General features: G+C 65.8%; 11 protein-coding genes and 1 tRNA gene. All 12 read right to left on the reverse strand.

Annotation, left to right across the window (positions count from 1 at the left end; translation table 11 throughout):
• Positions 1–207: 207 nt before the first annotated feature.
• Positions 208–1,470, reverse strand: coding sequence for an MFS transporter (locus tag FB548_RS07860; protein WP_142124236.1), 1,263 nt, complete (start codon positions 1,468–1,470; stop codon positions 208–210).
• Between the two features lie 710 nt (positions 1,471–2,180).
• On the reverse strand, positions 2,181–4,289 hold the full coding sequence (pnp, locus tag FB548_RS07865; protein WP_142124237.1) for a polyribonucleotide nucleotidyltransferase: 2,109 nt from the start codon (positions 4,287–4,289) through the stop codon (positions 2,181–2,183).
• Between the two features lie 183 nt (positions 4,290–4,472).
• Positions 4,473–4,733: a 30S ribosomal protein S15 gene (gene rpsO / locus FB548_RS07870; RefSeq protein WP_142124238.1), complete on the reverse strand. Its 261-nt coding sequence runs from the start codon at positions 4,731–4,733 to the stop codon at positions 4,473–4,475.
• Positions 4,734–4,885: 152 nt separating this feature from the next.
• Positions 4,886–5,839: a tRNA pseudouridine(55) synthase TruB gene (gene truB, locus FB548_RS07875; protein ID WP_142124239.1), complete on the reverse strand. Its 954-nt coding sequence runs from the start codon at positions 5,837–5,839 to the stop codon at positions 4,886–4,888.
• 116 nt (positions 5,840–5,955) lie between these two features.
• Positions 5,956–6,327 carry a 30S ribosome-binding factor RbfA gene (gene rbfA, locus FB548_RS07880; protein ID WP_142124240.1) on the reverse strand — a complete coding sequence of 124 codons (372 nt, stop codon included), beginning with the start codon at positions 6,325–6,327 and terminating at the stop codon, positions 5,956–5,958.
• 2 nt (positions 6,328–6,329) lie between these two features.
• The gene (infB, locus tag FB548_RS07885; protein WP_142124241.1) at positions 6,330–8,978 is read right to left on the reverse strand and encodes a translation initiation factor IF-2; all 2,649 of its coding nucleotides are present in this window, start codon (positions 8,976–8,978) and stop codon (positions 6,330–6,332) included.
• Between the two features lie 142 nt (positions 8,979–9,120).
• The gene (gene nusA / locus FB548_RS07890) at positions 9,121–10,632 is read right to left on the reverse strand and encodes a transcription termination factor NusA (RefSeq protein ID WP_142124242.1); all 1,512 of its coding nucleotides are present in this window, start codon (positions 10,630–10,632) and stop codon (positions 9,121–9,123) included.
• Positions 10,633–10,635: 3 nt separating this feature from the next.
• Positions 10,636–11,250, reverse strand: a complete 615-nt coding sequence (rimP, locus tag FB548_RS07895; RefSeq protein ID WP_185742029.1) for a ribosome maturation factor RimP — start codon at positions 11,248–11,250, stop codon at positions 10,636–10,638.
• Positions 11,251–11,417: 167 nt separating this feature from the next.
• A tRNA-Met gene (locus FB548_RS07900) sits at positions 11,418–11,494 on the reverse strand.
• Positions 11,495–11,619: 125 nt separating this feature from the next.
• Positions 11,620–13,083, reverse strand: a complete 1,464-nt coding sequence (gene nuoN, locus FB548_RS07905; protein WP_142124244.1) for an NADH-quinone oxidoreductase subunit NuoN — start codon at positions 13,081–13,083, stop codon at positions 11,620–11,622.
• Positions 13,084–13,092: 9 nt separating this feature from the next.
• Positions 13,093–14,604: an NADH-quinone oxidoreductase subunit M gene (locus tag FB548_RS07910; protein ID WP_142124245.1), complete on the reverse strand. Its 1,512-nt coding sequence runs from the start codon at positions 14,602–14,604 to the stop codon at positions 13,093–13,095.
• A 58-nt stretch (positions 14,605–14,662) separates the two neighbouring features.
• Positions 14,663–16,888 carry an NADH-quinone oxidoreductase subunit L gene (gene nuoL, locus FB548_RS07915; protein ID WP_142124246.1) on the reverse strand — a complete coding sequence of 742 codons (2,226 nt, stop codon included), beginning with the start codon at positions 16,886–16,888 and terminating at the stop codon, positions 14,663–14,665.
• Between the last annotated feature and the right edge of the window lie 15 nt (positions 16,889–16,903).

Genomic DNA, 16,903 nt, shown 5'->3' on the forward strand with positions numbered 1-16,903 from the left:
CAAAGATCAGTGTGATTCTTTCATGCGCAACGCTCGCGAGGGAGTTCGGTCACGCGCACACCTCCCCGGCACCCCGTTGAACGGCACTCGCCAGGCGCCAACTACGGGCTAAGCTCGCAGGATGGGTTGAGCGCAGCGATACCCATCCTGCGATACGCCGAAGCCACGATCATGGGTATCGCATGCGGGCTCATCCCATCCTACCCACTAGTGCCAAGTATCTTCCAGATACCGCGGCCGGCATGCCAGATAGCCACCGACCAGCAGCACTAAAACGCAGATGCCGAGGAACGCCATCGGCCATGACCAGCCATGCGTGTACTCATGCAGCAGGCCGAAGACCAGCGGTCCCGCGCAGGACAACGTGTAACCCACCCCCTGCATGAAACCGGATAACGCCGCCGAACCCTCCGGCGTGCGCGTGCGCAGGTTGATCATCGTCAACGACAGCGGGAACGTACTGGGCCCCAGGCCAAGCAACGCCACCCATAGGGCTGGTGCGGCCATCGGCGCCAGCAGCAGGCCCACGAACGCGACGGCGTAGAAGCCGGCGCAGACCACGACCACGATGAAGGGATTGCGCATGCGCACCGCGATCAGCGGCATCGTGAGCGAGGCCGCCAGCCCCAACGTGGAGAACAGTGCGACCATCGTGCCGCCCAGCGCGGGCGAACCCCCGGCTTCGACCAGTAGCTTCGGCAACCAGGTGAACATCGAATACGTCACCAGCGACGTCATGCCGAACATCAGCGCCATGCCCCAGGCCACCGGCGAGCGCCATGCGCGCCCCTGCGGTCGCGGCGCGGCCAGCTCGGGAGCTTCGTCGTCGACGGTAACGGCGGCATCGTGCGTGCGTGCCAACGGCGAGGCCTTGCTGCGTTCCTGCCACAGCACCAGGCACCACGGCACCGCCGACGCGGCGGCGAACACCGCCCACAGGCCCAACGATATGCGCCAGCCGGCAGCTTCCATCACAGGTACGGCCACCAGCGCCGGCAGGATGGTGCCGGCCTGCAGGACGGTGATGTAGAGCGTGCTGACAGTACCCACGCGATCGGCGAAGTAGCGCTTCACCAGCGGCGGCAACACGATGTTGCCGATGCCCATGCCGGCCAGCGCCGTCAGCGAGGCGGCCATCAACGCGGCCGTATCGCCAGCCCCGCTGCGCAGCAGCAGGCCCAGTGTCGCCAGCAACATGGCCAGCAGTGCAGTGCGCTCCAGTCCGATGCGATGCGCCAGCGCGGGCGTCGCCACGCCGAACACCGCGAATGCTGCCGTCGGCAGCATGCCGAATACGCCTGTCATGGTGGCGCCGAAGCCGAACGTATCACCCAAGGTGTCGAGCAGCGGTGTGAGCGAGGTCACCGCGGTACGCAGGTTGAATGCGGACAGCACGATGCCCAGCAGCACCAGCCCGCGGCCTGACCAGAGGGAGGTTGAAGCGCCTGCGCGTGTATTCGTTGAATGCATGGCGGTCATTATCGGCGATGGCGTCGAGATGATCGGCGCACGGAGGGGGATGGTGTGTCCTGCACAACCGGTCGTGACGCCTGTCGATGCACAAGCACCGCGCGCAGCGATGGAGAAACTCCTTCTCCACGCGCGCGGGGAGAAGAGCCTGCCCCGTACTCGATATGGGGTGGCCGGCACGCCGGATGAGGGGCGCCGTCGCCACCGCGTTCAATGCGGCGGCAGATGCATCGAGCGCGAATATGCCCGAGCAGCACTCGATGCATCACCTTCGATGAGATATCGCGGCCCCGGCATTGCCCCTCACCCGCCTTTGGCACCCTCTCCCCGCTTCGCAGGGAGAGGGGTTGTCTCGCCGTGCTTGTGCCTCAAAGAAGGCGACACGCTTGTGGCCTTCTCCCCGCCTGCGGGGAGAAGGTGCCCGAAGGGTGGATGAGGGGCGCTCTTGGCGCCGACCCTTCCGCAGCGCAGCGACTACAGGCTGATCGAATACTGGATGTCCGCGGAGAACTTACGCTTCCTGCTAGTCAAGACAGTTGCTCTCCCCACAGGCAGGGAGAGGGATGGTACTCGCGCATCGCGCCTTGCTTGACGCATTGCTTATCGACCATCTCGCGCCATGAGCGTCGAAGTCGACGAAGGAAGGAAACAGCCAAAGAAAAAGCGGGCCGAAGCCCGCTTTTCCATAGCGCGTCGCGATGTCGTGCGGCTTACTCGGCCGACACGCCCTCGCCTTCTTCCACGGCCTTGATCGACAGGCGGATGCGGCCCTGCTTGTCGACTTCCAGCACCTTGACCTTGACCACGTCGCCTTCCTTCAGCGCGTCGCTGACTTTCTCCACGCGATCGTTGGAGATCTGCGACACGTGCACCAGGCCGTCCTTGCCCGGCAGGATGGTGACGAACGCACCGAAGTCCATGATCTTGGCGACCTTGCCTTCGTAGATGCGGCCCGGCTCGACGTCGGACGTGATCTGCTCGATGCGGGCCTTGGCGGCCTGGCCGGCGGCGCCGTTCACCGAGGCGATGGTGATGGTGCCGTCGTCCTGGATGTCGATCTGCGTGCCGGTTTCCTTGGTGATGGCCTGGATCACCGAACCGCCCTTGCCGATCACTTCGCGGATCTTGTCGGGGTGGATCTTGATGGTGATCAGGCGCGGCGCGAACTCGCTCAGCTCCTGGCGCGGCGAGGTCATCGCATGGGCCATTTCGCCCAGGATGTGCAGTCGGCCGGCCTTCGCCTGCGTCAGCGCCTGCTTCATGATCTCTTCGGTGATGCCCTCGATCTTGATGTCCATCTGCAGCGCGGACACGCCGTTGGCGGTACCGGCGACCTTGAAGTCCATGTCGCCCAGGTGGTCTTCGTCACCCAGGATGTCGCTCAGCACGACGAAGTCATTGCCTTCCTTCACCAGGCCCATCGCGATGCCGGCCACCGGCGCCTTGATCGGCACGCCGGCATCCATCAGCGCCAGCGAGCTGCCGCAGACCGAGGCCATCGAGGAGGAGCCGTTCGACTCGGTGATTTCCGAGACCACGCGGATGGTGTACGGGAAGGCTTCCATCGTCGGCATCACGGCGAGCACGCCGCGCTTGGCGAGGCGACCGTGGCCGATTTCGCGACGCTTCGGGCCCATCATTCGACCGGCTTCGCCCACCGAGAACGGGGGGAAGTTGTAATGGAACAGGAAGTGGTCCTTCCACTCGCCGCCGACGGCGTCGATCACCTGGCCATCACGGGCGGTGCCCAGGGTGACGGCGACGATCGCCTGCGTCTCACCACGGGTGAACAGCGAGGAGCCGTGCACGCGCGGCAGCACGCTGACCTTGGAGGAGATCGGGCGGACGGTGTCCAGCGCACGGCCGTCGATGCGGACCTTGGTGGCCAGCACGGAACCGCGCATGGTCTGGTACTCGAGCTCGCCGAATTCCTTCGACAGCGCGCCGGCGCTCCAGCCATCGGCTTCGGCACGGCCTGCCAGCTGCTGCATCACATCCTTCTTGATGGCGGCGATGGCGTCGCGGCGCTGCAACTTGTCGCGCACCTGGAAGGCGGACTCGAGCTGGGTGCCTACGGCTTCCTTCAGCGCGGAGATCATCGCCTCGTTCTTGGCCGGCGCAGCCCAGTCCCAGTTCTTGGTACCGGCTTCGGTGACCAGCTCGTTGATGATGTTGATGACCTTCTGCATTTCGCGGTGACCGAACATCACGGCGCCCAGCATCACGTCTTCGGACAGCTCGGCGGCTTCGGATTCCACCATCAGCACGGCGTTGGACGTACCGGCGACGACGAGCTCCAGCTTGGAGTCCTTCAGTTCGCTGACGGTCGGGTTCAGCACGTACTCGCCGTTGACGTAGCCGACCTTGGCGGCACCGATCGGGCCGTTGAACGGCGCGCCGGTCAGGGCGACCGCGGCGGAAGCACCGATCAGCGCCGGGATGTCGCCGTCGATCTCCGGGTTCAGCGACATCACCGTGGCGATGACCTGCACTTCATTGCGGAATTCTTCCGGGAACAGCGGGCGCAGCGGGCGATCGATCAGGCGGGAGATCAGCGTCTCCTTCTCGGTAGCGCGGCCTTCACGCTTGAAGAAGCCACCCGGGATACGGCCGCCGGCGTAAAACTTCTCCTGGTAGTCGACCGTCAGCGGGAAGAAGTCCTGGCCTTCGCGGGCCGACTTCGCCGCCACGGCGGTAACCAGCAGCACGGTGTCATCGAACTTGACGACGACGGCGCCGCCGGCCTGCCGGGCGATTTCGCCGGTTTCCAGGGTGACCTGGTGCTTGCCGTACTGGAAGGTTTTGGTGATTTTTGCCACGTTGGTTCCTTGAGATGCCTTGTGCGGGTTGGACCTCACGCGACCCTTGTCGCGTGTGGCTGGCCGGATGCGTCCGGCCGGTGGTGCTGAGGGAGGCGGGCCCGGTGCGGCCAGCGGGTGCAGCGCATTCCGTTCCCTGAAATGCAAACCGCGGCGCATCTCTGCGCCGCGGTGGGGGATATATCAGCGACGCAGACCGAGCTTTTCGATCAGGGTCTTGTAGCGCTCGTTGTCTTTCTTCTTGAGGTAATCAAGCAGGCTGCGGCGGCGGTTGACCAGCTGCAGCAGACCACGGCGGCTGTGGTGATCCTTCTTGTGGGTCTTGAAGTGGCCGCTCAGGTGTTCGATGCGGGCGGTGATCAGGGCGACCTGGACTTCCGGGGAGCCGGTGTCGTTGGCGCCGCGCGCGTTGTCGGCAATCACTTTCTGGGTATCGATGGACATGATGTTCTCTGGTTGATGCGTGGCCTGCAGGAACGCGGGCTGTCCTCCGCGCGCACCGCTTGGCTCGCCGTTGATGAAGCTGGGGAAATAAGGAAATGCCGGCGCGAAACCGGCGGCGTAGTGTAGCCGCGGGGGCCTTGTGAAACAAGGTTTTATTGACCGTTGCCGGCCTTGGTGGCGGTGCCGGCGACCGCCCAGGCGAACAATCGCTGCGGCGAGAGGGTGCCGTCGGCGGACACCGTCCCCAACCCGATCACCCGTCCCTCCGGCCCGTACACGGCCACCGGGCCATCGCTGGCGGGATACCCCGGCAGCCGCTGGCCCTGCGCCAGCCGCCGTACACCGGCGGCATCGACGTCGACGCGAGGGAAGCCGGCCAGGCCGGCATCGATGGGGAGCAGGCAGGCCTCGAGAGCCACTTCGCCCCCTTGTTCAGCCATCGCCTGCAAGGCCTCGAGGGTGTACATCCGCGGCTCCCTGAACGGGTCGACCCACCGCCGGCGCAAGGCGCCGACATGGGCGCCGCAGCCGAGGGCTTCACCGAGGTCGCGCACCAGGCTGCGCACGTAGGTGCCGGAACCGCACTCCACCCGCAGCGACAGCCGGCCAGCGGACATGTCCACGACCTCGATGCCATGCACCTCGACCTCGCGTTCGGGGGCTTCGATGACGTCCCCGCGGCGGGCCTTGGTGTAGAGCGGTTCCCCGCCCTGCTTGAGCGCCGAGTAGATGGGGACCCGCTGGCGGATGCGGCCTTGCAGGGGCGCCAGCGCCGCCTCGACCGCAGCGACCTCCAGCACAGGGACCGGTCGCTCGCGCAGCGTGGCGCCATCGGCATCGTCGGTATCGGTGGTGGCGCCGAGCACGGCAACCGTGTCGTAGGCCTTGCGGGACCCCAGCAGCAGGCCGGCGATCTTGGTCGCTTCGCCGAAGCACAGCGGCAGCAAGCCGGTGGCCAGGGGATCGAGACTGCCGGTATGTCCACCCTTCTCGGCCCGGAACAGTCGCCGCGCGACCTGCAGCGCCGCGTTCGAACTCATGCCCTGCGGCTTGTCGAGCAGCAGCAGGCCATCCAGCGGACGGAATTTGAGCTTCGGCAGCGACATCGGGACGCGTGCATTCCTTGTTGGGCGCGGGCTTCATGCCCCGCTTGGGTACATGCCCGCGATGCGGTTGCACCGACGCCCCCAACGGCACTGGGCCGGCGGCAGGCGTGCAACCGCTACGCGTTGTCGTCGTCGGCCGGCGGTGGCGGCAGGTCGCGCAGCAGGTTCTCGATGCGCTCGCCGCGGTCGACGGAATCGTCGTAGTGGAAATGCAGCTCGGGGACGTGGCGCATCTTGACCCGACGCGCCAGTTCCATGCGCAAGCCCCAGGCCAGTTCCTTCAGGCCCTTCACGGCTTCCACGGAACGCTCAGGCATCAGGGCGGTGACGAACACTTTGGCGTGCGCCATGTCACGGGTGACTTCCACGTCGGACACGCTGACCGACGGCAGGCCGTGCTCGCGCACGGCCTCGTGCACCAGCGTGCCCAGCTCGCGGCGGAGCTGGGCGGAGACGCGGTCGGTGCGATGGAACGACTTGGTCGGCATGATCAGAGCGTGCGCTGCACTTCGATGCGCTCGAAGCACTCGATCTGGTCGCCCGGCTGGACGTCGTTGTAGGCCTTCACGCCGATGCCGCACTCGGTGCCGTTGCGCACTTCGTCGACGTTCTCCTTGAAGCGTCGCAGCGATTCCAGTTCGCCCTCGAACACCACCGTGCTGGCGCGCAGCACGCGGATCGGCTTGTTCCGCTTGACCGTGCCCTCGACCACCATGCAGCCCGCGACCGCGCCGAACTTGGAGCTGCGGAACACGTCGCGCACTTCGGCGATGCCGATGATCTCTTCGCGGATCTCCACGCCCAGCAGACCCGATGCCACCTGCTTCACCTGGTCGATCACGTCATAGATGATCGAGAAGTAGCGCAGGTCCACGCCGTTGGCTTCGATGATGCGACGCGCGGAGGCGTCGGCACGCACGTTGAAGCCGATGACCGTGGCCTTGGAGGTGACCGCCGAGTTGGCGTCGGACTCGGTGATGCCGCCCACGCCGGAGCTGATGATGTTGATGCGGATCGATTCGTTGGACAGCGCGGTCAGCGAATGGCGCAGCGCCTCCACCGAGCCCTGCACGTCGGCCTTGATGATCAGGTTGAGGCTGAGCTGGCCTTCGCCCTTGCCCAGCTGCGCCATGATGTCTTCCATGCGGCTGCCGGCGGACTGGACCAGGCGCGACTCGCGGCGCTTGGCGTCACGCTGCTGCGCCACGTCCTTGGCCAGGCGCTCGTCCTCGACCACCACGAAGTCGTCGCCGGCTTCGGGCACGCCCGACAGGCCGAGCACCTGCACGGGGATGGAGGGACCGGCCGACGGCGGCTGGGCGCCGGTCTCGTCGAACAGCGCACGCACGCGGCCGTACTGGACGCCGCAGACCAGGTAGTCGCCCTTCTTCAGCGTGCCCTGCTGCACCAGCACCGTCGCAACCGGGCCACGGCCCTTGTCCAGCGAGGATTCGATGACCACGCCGCTGGCGCGGCCGTCTTCGACCGACTTCAGTTCCAGCAGTTCGGCCTGGATGGAGATGGCGTCCAGCAGGTTGTCCACGCCCTGGCCGGTCTTGGCCGAGATCTCGACCATCTGGGTGTCGCCACCGAAGTCTTCGGCGACCACTTCCTCGGCCAGCAGCTCGTTCTTCACGCGCAGCGGATCGGCGTCGGACTTGTCGATCTTGTTCACCGCCACGATCAGCGGCACCTTGGCCGCCTTGGCGTGCTGGATGGCTTCGCGGGTCTGCGGCATCACGCCGTCGTCCGCCGCGACCACCAGCACCACGATGTCGGTCAGCTTGGCGCCACGGGCGCGCATCGCGGTGAACGCGGCATGGCCCGGGGTGTCGAGGAAGCTGATGACGCCCTTCGGCGTTTCAACGTGGTAGGCGCCGATGTGCTGGGTGATGCCGCCGGCTTCGCCGCTGGCGATCTTGGTGCGGCGGATGTAGTCCAGCAGCGAGGTCTTGCCGTGGTCGACGTGGCCCATGATGGTGACCACCGGCGGACGCGCGACCTTCTCGCCCTGCTGCTCTTCAGAATGCGCCAGCAGTTCGTTCTCGACGTCGTTGGCGTCGGCACGGACGGCCTTGTGGCCCAGTTCCTCGGTGATCAGCGCGGCGGTGTCATGGTCGATGGACTGGGTGATGGTAGCCATCACGCCCATCTTGAACAGCGCCTTCACCACGTCGCCGCCCTTCAGCGCGAGCTTCTGCGCCAGGTCGGCCACGGTAATGGTCTCGCCGATGGCCACTTCACGCACGATCGGCGCGGTCGGACGCTCGAAACCGTGCGCACCGCCGCCACCGCGGCTCTGCTCATGGCGGCGCGGCGGCTTGGGCTTGCCGCGCGAAGCGCCGCGACGGGCACGGTCGGCAGCGGACAGGTGCAACTGGCCCGCGAAGCGGCTGGTGTTGTCGTCGTCTTCGACGCCGGCCACCATCGCATGCGAGCCACGGGTCTTGTGCTTGGCGGCCGCGGCATTGTTGCGGTCGTCGGTGCGCGGCGGATCCTTGCGCACGACCATCTTGGGCACGTGGTGGCCCGGGGTGGCCGGCTTCGCCGGGCGCGCGGGTTCGTCACCGTCCACGGCGACGGCACCGGCGGCCAGTGCCGCTGCCTCGGCATCGGCCTGCGCACGCGCGGCCTCCGCTTCGGCGCGGGCGGCGGCTTCTTCCTGGCGGCGGCGCTCGAGCTCTTCGGCGCGCTTGGCGTCTTCCTGGGCCAGGCGCTGCTGTTCGTCGAGGTTGCGCTGGCGGGATTCTTCCAGCTTGCGCAGGATCTCGGCACGTTCCGGATCCGGTTCGTTCTGCCAGTTGGTGCTGACGGATTCGGCGTCGGTCGGCTTCACGTAGGTGCGCTTCTGGCGCACTTCCACGTTCACCGTGGTCTTGCTGCGGCCGGCCGCGACGGTCACTTCCTGCACCTTGCGGCGATTCAGCGTGATCTTCTTGGATCCGGCATCATCCGCGGCGGCATCGCTCTTGCCGTGGGAACGCTTGAGGAAGCCGAGCAGCTTCACTTTTTCCATGCTGGTCACGACCTGGTCGGGACCGCTGAAGCTCATCCCGGCCTCGGCCAGTTGCTCCAGGAGTTTCTCGACCGGCGTATTGACCAGTTCAGCGAGCTTGCGGATGGTGGTTTGCTGCGACATTCGGATCCTAGGTTGGGTGTTGCGCCCCCCCGGTGGTGGTGGGGCAACCCTGTTCAAGAGGGGGAATTCTAAGCCCTGAGGGTGCCAGGGCGGTGTTCATGGGTGGCTCATGCGCCGCGTCCCAGGCAAGCCCGGGGGGCGCTCATTCGCCGCGCTCCAGACGGGCGATTTCCTCGGCGCGGGCGGCCAGGATCAGCGCCGCGGCGCGGCCCTCGTCCAGTCCCTCGATGCCGAACTCGACCACTTCGTCGGCGGCCAGGTCGGACAGGTCCTCGCTGGTGCGGACGCCGTGCGAGGCCAGCGCGAACGCCGTCTCTTCATCCATGCCTTCCAGCGCCAGCAGGTCCTCGGCCGGATGGTCGTCCTCCAGGCCCTCTTCCTCGGCCAGCGCCTCGTTCAGCAGTGCGTCGCGGGCGCGCGAGCGCAGTTCCTCGACGATGTCCTCGTCGAAGCCCTCGACGGCCAGCAGTTCGCCGACCGGCACGTAGGCGATTTCCTCGACCGTGCTGAAGCCCTCGGCGACCAGGATGGCGGCGATTTCCTCGTCCACTTCCAGCTTGTCCATGAACAACTGGCGGGCGACGGCCTGTTCGGCCTCGCTCTTGGCCTGCACCTGGTCGGCGGTCATGACGTTGAGCTGCCAGCCGGTCAGGCGGCTGGCCAGGCGCACGTTCTGGCCGCCCTTGCCGATGGCCTGCGCCAGGCGGTCTTCCGCCACGGCGAGATCCATCGAGTGCTTCTCTTCATCGACGATGATGGACTGCACTTCCGCCGGCGCCATCGCATTGATGACGAAGGTGGCCGGATTGTCGTTCCACAGCACGATATCCACGCGCTCGCCGTTCAGCTCGTTGCTGACGGCCTGCACGCGCGAACCGCGCATGCCGATGCAGGCACCGATGGGATCGGTACGGGTGTCGTGCGCGAGCACGGCGATCTTGGCGCGGTCACCCGGGTCGCGTGCGCAGGCCTTGATCTCGACCAGGCCCTGGCCCACTTCCGGTACTTCCAGCTTGAACAGCTCGATCATGAACTCCGGTGCGGCGCGGCTGATGAACAGCTGCGGGCCGCGCGGTTCGTAACGCACGTCGAACAGGTAGCCGCGGACGCGGTCGCCAGCGCGCAGCACGTCGCGCGGGATGCCCTTGTCCTTGGGGATGAAGGCTTCGGCGTTGCCGCCCAGGTCCACGTAGATGTTGCCGCGCTCGGCACGCTTGACCACGCCGGTGACCAGTTCGCCCACGCGATCCTTCCAGGCATCGACCACCTGCGCGCGCTCGGCTTCGCGGACGCGCTGCACGATGACCTGCTTGGCCGCCTGCGCGGCGATGCGGCCGAAATCGGGGTTCTCGATCTTCTCTTCGATCCAGTCGCCCACTTCGGCGCCTTCGGCTTCGTCCTCGGCATCCATCAGGCGGATCTGGCGATCCGGCGATTCCATCACCACGTCATCGGCCACCACTTCCCAGCGGCGGAATGTCTCGTAGCTGCCGTCCTTGTGGTCGATGGTGACGCGCACCTGCACGTCCTGGTCCATGTAGCGCTTCTTGGCCGCGGACGCCAAGGCGGCCTCGATGGCATCGAAGATGACTTCGCGCGGCACGCCCTTTTCGTTGGCCACCGCATCCACGACCAGCAACAATTCCTTACTCATTGATCACTCCGCGCGCGGCTTGCGGGCCGCCGGTTGGTTGGGTTTTCTCTTGGCTTGCTTGGCAGGCGCGCGCTTGGCGTCGCCCGCCTTCTTGGCACCGGCCTTGCGGCCACCACCGGGCTTCTCGGGCGCCAGGCCCAGCGCAGCCCAATCGGGGACCAGGCGCGCCTTGTCGATATTATCGAACGCCACCGTCATTTCCGCGTCGTCCAGCGCAAACACGATGTCCTCACCTTCGATGCGGCTGATCGTGCCCTGCAACCGGCGGCGACGCTCCTGCGGGAGCTTCAGCACCACCTTGGCCGATTCGCCGACGAAGCGTGCGAAATGCGCCAGCTGGAACAGCGGACGGTCCACGCCGGGCGAGGAGACTTCCAGCGTGTAATTGCCGGTGATCGGGTCCTCGACGTCGAGCTGTGCCGACACTTCACGGCTCACCGCTTCGCAGTCCTCGATGTTGACGTGCCGCGTGGCGCGCTCGGCTTCCTGCACGTCGATGTACAGGCGCACCGTGGCGCCGCCGGGGGCGGGCAGATATTCGATGCCGAGCAACTCAACGCCCAGTGCCTGGACGGTGGGAGCCAGCAGGTTGGCGATGTCGTTGGCCTTGTCGCTCACGGGTTCGCTGCCAATGGTTCGTGGTGTTGCGTGCCGCTGAAACAGACAAGGGGCCCGATGGGCCCCTTGTCCGATACGCTGGATGTCGGTGCAACGACGGGAACATGCGTCGTTGCGTGCCCAGGTTTTTCGTCGGCCGCCTGTACTCAGACGGCCTCGGACAAACATGGTAGCGGGGGCAGGATTTGAACCTGCGACCTTCGGGTTATGAGCCCGACGAGCTGCCAGACTGCTCCACCCCGCAGCAGAAGCGAAATTATGATGAATACGCCGGTGCATTGCAAGCCTTGTCATGCACCAACTTGAAACATCGCGTTCATCGCGCGTCGCCGGCAGCCTTTCTCCGGCGGTAACTCCTGTCGCGTACGGTCAGCCGGCGAACGCCAGCTTGCACCACGCCATGATCGGATTCCATGCGACGCCCAGCGCCAGCAAGGCCAGTGCATTGACGCCGAATACCAGCGGCACCACGCGGTCCGCCCGGGGCGGCGGAATTTCGCCCACCGGCTCGTCGAAGTACATCACCTTGATCACGCGCAGGTAGTAGAAAGCACCGATCACCGCGCACAGCACGCCGACGATGGCCAGCCACAGGAAGCCGCCATTGACCGCCGCGCCGAGCACGACCAGCTTGGCCCAGAAGCCCAGGAACGGCGGTACGCCGGCCAGCGACGCCATCACGCACAGTACCAGGCCCGCCTGCCACGGATTGCGCGCGTTCAGGCCCTTGAAGTCGTCGATCCGGTCGGCCTCAAAGCCCTGGCGGGACAGCACGATGATCGCGCCGAACGCCGCCGCCGACATGATCGAGTAGCTGATCGCGTAAAACAGTGCCGCCGAGTACCCCGCTTCGCCGCCGCCAGCGAAGCCGACCAGCAGGAAGCCGACATGCGACACCGTGGAGTACGCCAGCATGCGCTTCAGGTTGGTCTGCGCGATGGCGATCACGTTGCCGATCACCAGCGACGCCGCTGCCAGTCCCGCCAGCAGCCATTGCCACTGCGCTGCGGCCGGGCCCACGCCATCCTGCAGCAGGCGGAATGCCATGCCGAAGGCGGCCAGCTTCGGTGCTGCGCTGATGAACAGCGTCACCGGCGTCGAGGCGCCCTGGTAGACGTCGGGCAGCCACATGTGGAACGGTGCCGCGCCCAGCTTGAAAGCCACGCCTGCCACCATGAACACCACGCCGGTCAGCAACAGCATGCGCTGCTCGCCGCCTCCGCCCAGGGCAGCTCCGGTCGCATCGAAGATCGCCGGCAGGTGCAGCGAGCCGGTCGCGCCATACACCAGCGACATGCCGTACAGCAGCAGGCCCGAGGCCAGCGAGCCCAGCACGATGTACTTCATCGCCGCCTCGGTGGCCAAGCCGTCGTCGCGGTTCAACGCGACCAGCGCGTACGAGCACAGCGCCAGCAGTTCCAGGCCCAGGTAGACCATGACCAGACTGCCGGCGGACACCATCATCATCATGCCGGCGGTGGCGAACATCACCAGCACCGGCGCCTCGCCCGGATACAGGTTGCGTTCGCGCAGGTACGGCCAGCCATAGACCAGCGACAGCGCGCTCACCGCGACGATCACGACCTTGCTGACGTCGGCCAGCGTGTCGCGCACGAACATTCCGCTGAACACGCTGCCCTGCCCGCCCACGCCCGTCGCCAGCATCCAGACCACGGCAGCCATGACGACCAGCGCCAGCGCATGGGTGATGAAGCGGCGGGCGTTGTCCAGGAACAGGTCGAGCATCAGCAGGGCGAACGCGCCGCCGATCAAGGTCAGTTCGGGCAGCAGCGGCTGCAGGTCGGCGGCGGAGATGGGCATCGGCGTCGTCATGGTTCTTCCTTACAGCTTGCTGTTGGCGAGCTGCATCGCCAGTTGCGCGATCGACGGCTCCATCAGGTCCGTCAGCGGCTTGGGATACACGCCCAGCGCCAGCACGCAGACGGCGAAACCGCCCAGTACCAATGCCTCGCGCAGGGACACGTCCTTCAGCTCGGCCACGTGGGCGTTGGCCACGTCGCCGAGGATCACGCGCTTGACCAGCCACAGCGTATAGGCCGCACCGATCACCAGCGTGGTGGCGGCGAAGAAGGCCATCAGCGGATGCAACTGGAACGAAGCCAGGATGACCATGAACTCGCCGACGAAGCCACTGGTGCCCGGCAGGCCGGAGTTGGCCATGCTGAACAGGATGAAGAACGCGCCGAACCACGGCATCGTATTGATGACACCGCCGTAGTCCTTGATCATGCGGGTGTGCATGCGGTCGTACAGCACGCCGACGCAGGTGAACATGGCGCCGGAAATGAAGCCGTGGCTGATCATCTGCACCATCGCCCCCTGCAGACCCAGGCGCGCGCCATCCAGGTTGCCGGCGTCGCGCACCAGGCTGAAGGCGATGAAGATGCCCAGGGTGACGAAGCCCATGTGCGAAACCGACGAATAGGCGATCAGCTTCTTCATGTCGTCCTGCACCAACGCTACCAGGCCGACATACACCACGGCGATGAGCGACAGCACGATGACGAACATGGCCCACTCATGGCCGGCGTCGGGGACGATCGGCAGGCTGAAGCGCAGCAGGCCGTAACCGCCGATCTTCAGCGCGATCGCCGCCAGGATCACTGAGCCCGCGGTCGGGGCCTCCACGTGCGCATCCGGCAGCCAGGTGTGCACCGGGAACATCGGGATCTTCACCGCGAACGCAATCAGGAACGCGAAGAACAGCCACATCTGTTCCTTCGCGTTCAACGGCAGCGCATACAGGTCGGCCAGCTGGAAGCTGCCGCCCTTGATGTACAGATACACCAGGCCGACCAGCATCAACACCGAACCGAGGAAGGTGTAGAGGAAGAACTTCAGCGATGCGTAGATGCGGCGCGGGCCGCCCCAGACACCGATGATCAGGAACATCGGGATCAGCATCGCCTCGAAGAACACGTAGAACAGCACCGCGTCGCTGGCCGCGAAGATGCCGTTGGTCAGGCCTTCCAGGATCAGGAACGCGGCCACGTACTGCGCCACGCGCTTGTTCACCGAACCCCACGCACCGGCCAGCGTCAGCACGGTGATCAACGTGTTGAGCAGCAGCAGCGCCACCGCGATGCCATCGGCGCCGAGGTTGTAGTGGATGTCGAAACTCGGGATCCAGGCGTGGGTTTCGATGAACTGCAGGCTCGGATTCGCGTAATCGAAGCCGGTCAGCAGGCCGAGGCTGGCCACGAACGTCAGCACCGCGACCAGCAGACCCAGCCAGCGGGCGGCATCGGCCCGGGCGTTGCCCAGGGCAAGCACCAGCGCGCCACCCAGGATGGGCAGCCAGATCAGAACACTAAGCAGGGGCCAGTTCGACACGTTGTGTTATCCGTTGAGTTCTTCGCCAGGACGATCCGCACGCAGCGGCGTCAGGTCGTTACTGCCAAAACTTGATGACGACGCCCAGCAGCAGGATCAGGCCGACGATCATCGCGAACGCGTAGTGGTACAGGTAGCCGGACTGGGTCTTGCGCAGCAACTGCGCACCCAGATCGACCAGCTTCGCCGTACCGTTCACCGCCGCGCCATCGATCACGTGGCTGTCGAAGGCGCGCGACGCCTTGCCCAGTTTCACGCCACCGCCGGCAAAGCCGTTGATCCACAGGTGGTCTGCCCAGTACTTCTTGTCCAGGATGTTGGTCAGGAAAGCGCCCACCGTGCTGTTGCGGATCTTGCCCGGCAGTTCGGGCTTGAACAGGTACAGGAAGGTGGCCAACAGGAAGCCGCCCAGCGCCAGCCAGAACGGCGGCATCTGCATGCCATGGATCGCGTAGCCGACGGGCCCGTGCCAGAACTCTTCCTTCAACGACATCACAGTGTCGCGCGCCGAGATGGCCGTGGTCGGATCCAGGCGCAGGAAGTCGATCGCGCCGAGGAAGAACGGCGTGGCCTCTTGGTGCCCGGTCCAGTCCGTGCCGAACAGCATCGGGCCAATGGTGAAGAAGCCGATGAAGATGGAGGGAATCGCCAGCAGCACCAGCGGCACCGTCACCACCCACGGGGACTCGTGCGGCTCGTGCGCACCGTGGTGCCCATGACCGTGGTCATCGTGCGCATGGTCGTCGTGCGCGTCATGCCCGTGGGCATGGTCGTCATGCGCATCGCGGAAGCGCTCCTTGCCATGGAACGTCAGGTACAACAGGCGGAAGCTGTAGAAGCTGGTGACGAACACGCCCAGCAGCACCGCCCAGTAACCGTACGTCGCGATCCATTCGCTCGGCCCCTGGTAACCCTGTGCGGCCATCACGCCCATCCCGGCCACTTTCTCGCCCACCTCGTGCGCCACGTGCTGGTGGTGCTTGGCCGCCTCAATGATGGTGTCCTTCGAGTAGAAGCCGGAGAAGAACGGGGTGCCGACCAAGGCCAGCGTGCCGATCAAGCTGGTAATCCAGGTGATCGGCATGTACTTGCGCAGGCCACCCATCTTGCGCATGTCCTGCTCGTGGTGCATGCCGATGATGACCGAGCCGGCCGCCAGGAACAGCAGCGCCTTGAAGAAGGCGTGAGTCATCAGGTGGAATACCGCGGCCGAGTATGCCGACACGCCCAGCGCCACCGTCATGTAGCCCAGCTGCGACAACGTGGAGTACGCCACCACGCGCTTGATGTCGTTCTGCACGATGCCGATCAAGCCGGTGAACAGCGCCGTGGTCGCACCGATGAACAACACGAAATCCAGCGCCGTCTGCGACAGCTCGAACAGCGGCGACATGCGCGCCACCATGAAGATGCCGGCGGTCACCATCGTCGCCGCGTGGATCAGCGCCGAGATCGGCGTGGGGCCTTCCATCGAATCAGGCAGCCACACGTGCAACGGCACTTGAGCGGACTTACCCATCGCGCCGATGAACAGGCAGATGCAGGTCAGCGTGGCCATCGACCAGATCACCGGCTGGTCCAGGACCTGCCAGGTTTCGCCGAACAGCGTGACCACGCCGGACCACACCGGCACGGCCTTGCCGGCCAGCATCGGCGAGTTGGCGAACACGGTCGCATAGTCCAGCGTGCCGAACATCAGCAGCACGCAGCCGATGCCGAGCAGGAAGCCGAAGTCGCCGACGCGGTTGACCAGGAACGCCTTCATGTTGGCGAAGATCGCCGTCGGGCGCTTGAACCAGAAGCCGATCAGCAGGTACGACACCAGGCCCACGGCTTCCCAGCCGAAGAACAGCTGCAGGAAGTTGTTGCTCATCACCAGCATCAGCATGCTGAAGGTGAACAGCGAGATGTAGCTGAAGAACCGCTGGTAGCCCGGATCTTCGGACATGTAGCCGATGGTATAGATGTGCACCAGCAGCGACACGAAGGTCACCACCACCATCATCATCGCGGTCAGCTTGTCGATCATGAAACCGACGTGGCCGGTGATGTTGCCCACCTCGAAGAACGTGTAGAGGTTCTCGTTGAACGGCGATGCGCCCTGCGCCACCAGCTGGTACAGCACCCAGCAGGACAGCGCACAGCTGGTCGCCACGCCCAGGATGGTCACCGTGTGGGCACCGGCACGGCCAACGAAGCGGCCGAACAGGCCGGCGACGATGCTGCCGAGCAGTGGCGCCAGCACGATGGCCAGCAGCACGTTCTTGGAGAGGAGGACTTCCATACCGGTCATCGGTGC

The sequence above is a fragment of the Pseudoxanthomonas sp. 3HH-4 genome (genome assembly GCF_006716465.1).
GTDB lineage: Bacteria > Pseudomonadota > Gammaproteobacteria > Xanthomonadales > Xanthomonadaceae > Pseudoxanthomonas_A.